At 69.1% G+C, this 2,223-nt stretch carries 2 protein-coding genes and 1 pseudogene; 1 reads left to right on the top strand and 2 read right to left on the bottom strand.

The window, feature by feature from the left end; genetic code table 11:
* Both VJN29_RS09720 and VJN29_RS09715 read right to left on the bottom strand, forming a co-directional pair.
* Positions 1-335: pseudogene (locus VJN29_RS09720) on the bottom strand (ABC transporter permease); the annotation flags it as partial.
* Positions 332-1,249, bottom strand: a complete 918-nt coding sequence (locus tag VJN29_RS09715; RefSeq protein WP_324143425.1) for an ATP-binding cassette domain-containing protein — start codon at positions 1,247-1,249, stop codon at positions 332-334. The gene VJN29_RS09715 and the pseudogene VJN29_RS09720, both read right to left, overlap by 4 nt.
* 160 nt (positions 1,250-1,409) lie before the next feature.
* Here VJN29_RS09715 and VJN29_RS09710 point away from each other — a divergent pair.
* The coding region (locus VJN29_RS09710; protein ID WP_324143424.1) for a histidine kinase dimerization/phosphoacceptor domain-containing protein at positions 1,410-2,223 on the top strand (814 nt) is incomplete at its 3' end.

Raw genomic sequence — 2,223 nt, 5'->3', positions numbered from 1 at the left:
CGTCGCGGTTCCTGGGTGAACGTGGTCATGACGCTGCGTTGGCTCCATTCGCCGGTGAGCATCAGGATCGCCACCACAGGCAGGAGGATCGTCAGCCCGAGAGCGGCAACGCGGAGGTAGCTCGCGTAGGTCTGATCGAAGGTCGTTGGGGCGAGGACCGGCAGCAGCATCATCCCAGCGGTCGACAGGGCTACGAGAGCGAGGAGCCAGCGGGCAGCGCGGGTATCGGTGGCCTTGGCCCACTCGACCCGGACAAGCCGTGAGAACGGGATAGGTCCTGGGGCCGACGGTGCCGCGTCGATGCCGAGTGTTGCTACGGAGAGTGAGGTGGTCATGCTGCAGCCTCCTGGGGCGGAGCCGCATGGGCGGCGGTGAGTGAGAAGAACAGCTGTTCCAGCCCGTTTGGCTCGGACTGACGCAACTCGGTGAGCAGCACCTGGTGGTCGCGGGCGACCCCCGCCACCACCTCGGTCGTGACCCGACCTCCGGAGACGTCCACGGTGAGCACATCTCCCGGCCCGGCGACGTAGTCGATCCGCGCAACCTGGAGCGCCGCGGCGAGTGCACCGGGGTCGGGGCTGCGCACGAGGATCGTGGAGCTGGCAAGCAGATCGTCCAGCCGACCGGCGGCTACCACGGCACCGCCTGAGATGACGACAAGATGATCGGCGGTGGCCTGCACCTCGTGGAGCAGGTGACTCGACAACAGCACCGTGCCGCCATGGTCGGCGAAGTCGCGGAGGAGCGTTCGCATCCAGGCGATGCCTTCGGGATCGAGCCCGTTCGCCGGTTCATCGAGGATCAGCGCCCGCGGTTCACCGACGAGCGCCTGGGCGACGCCGAGGCGTTGGCGCATGCCAAGCGAGTAGGTCCCCACCCGCTTCTCCGCCGCATCGGCGATCCCGACGAGGTCCAACAGGTGCTCGACCCGTCTCGTGTGAACGCCTGTCAGCCGCGCTGCGATCGTGAGCGTCGCCCGGCCACTGCGCCCGGGATGCATCGCTGACGCGTCGAGCAGCGTCCCGACCACGCGCGTCGGGTTGGGCAGCTCGCCGAACGGTCGGCCGTCGATGGTCGCCGTGCCGCGATCGGGTCGCACCAGCCCGACGATCATCTTCAGCGTGGTGGACTTCCCGGCGCCGTTGGCCCCGAGGAAACCGGTGATGGTCCCGGGTTCGCAGCGCAACGAGACGTCGCGGACGACCGGAACCTTCTTGTAGCTCCTGGTGAGAGCCGTTGTAGTGATCATGTGGCCAGCCTGAACCGCCCGGTGCGCCGGCGCATCGGGCGGACGGCCACGATCCGATGTCCGAAGGGACGCCGTCCGCTCCCGACGTCTCGCCTTTCGTTGGTTGCAATGTCGACTTTCGTCGATGTTGCACGCGCGACCAGAGCCCTACGCTCGGGTCATGTCCTGGTTACGCAGGTGGTGGGCCCAGACCGCTCCCACGGCGCTGCTGGCACCGAGCGACTCGGCTCATCCCGACAAGGTGGCGCCCAGGACACGGCGCGACTGGTCCGTCGACGCCGGTGCCTTCGTCATCGCCGCCGCTCTCGGCGCTCTCATCCTGAGCGTCACCGTGGATGATGCCGCCAATCGGATGACCTCGGGGCGGGTGGCCATCGACGCCGCGTTCGGAGCTCTTTGCTGCATCTCACTGTGGTGGCGGCGGCGCTGGCCGTTCGGTGTGGCGCTGGTTTGCGCACTGTTGGGCGCATTCTCGACGTCTGGCACGGTGGCCGGCCTGTTCGCACTGTCCTCGCTGGCTGTGCACCGCCATGTCCGGCCCGCCCTGCTCGTCGCCGCTCTGTTCGTTCCGTCCGCTGTGGTGTGCTCGATCTGGCTCGGGCGGACCAATACCTGGTCGGTGATGCTGCCGACGACGGCGCTTGCCGCCGCCGCAACCGCATGGGGCATGTTCGTCCGCGCCCGGCGTCAGCTCCTCTCCACCCTGCTCGACCGTGCCCAACGGGCCGAGGCGGACCAGCTCCTCCGCGCCGAACGTGCGCGCCTGGCCGAGCGAACCCGCATCGCACGGGAGATGCACGACGTGCTCGCCCACCGCATCTCCCTGGTGGCGCTGCACGCCGGGGCGCTCGAGGTCGCACTCGACCTGCCTCCCGCCCAGGTGCGGGAGAGCGCAGCGCTGTTGCGGGTGACGGCCCATCAAGCGCTGGAGGAGCTGCGGGACGTGATCGGCGTGCTGCGGGAGGAGCCGGGGC

This window comes from Intrasporangium sp. (assembly GCF_035280925.1).
GTDB lineage: Bacteria > Actinomycetota > Actinomycetes > Actinomycetales > Dermatophilaceae > Intrasporangium.
Note: the sequence above shows the minus strand (reverse complement) of the source record. Positions and strands in the feature narration are given on the sequence as shown.

Bases quoted from the DNA above. Each gene is read 5' to 3' on its own strand.
- VJN29_RS09715 (WP_324143425.1), bottom strand. From the start codon at position 1,249: ATGATCACTACAACGGCTCTCACCAGGAGCTACAAGAAGGTTCCGGTC.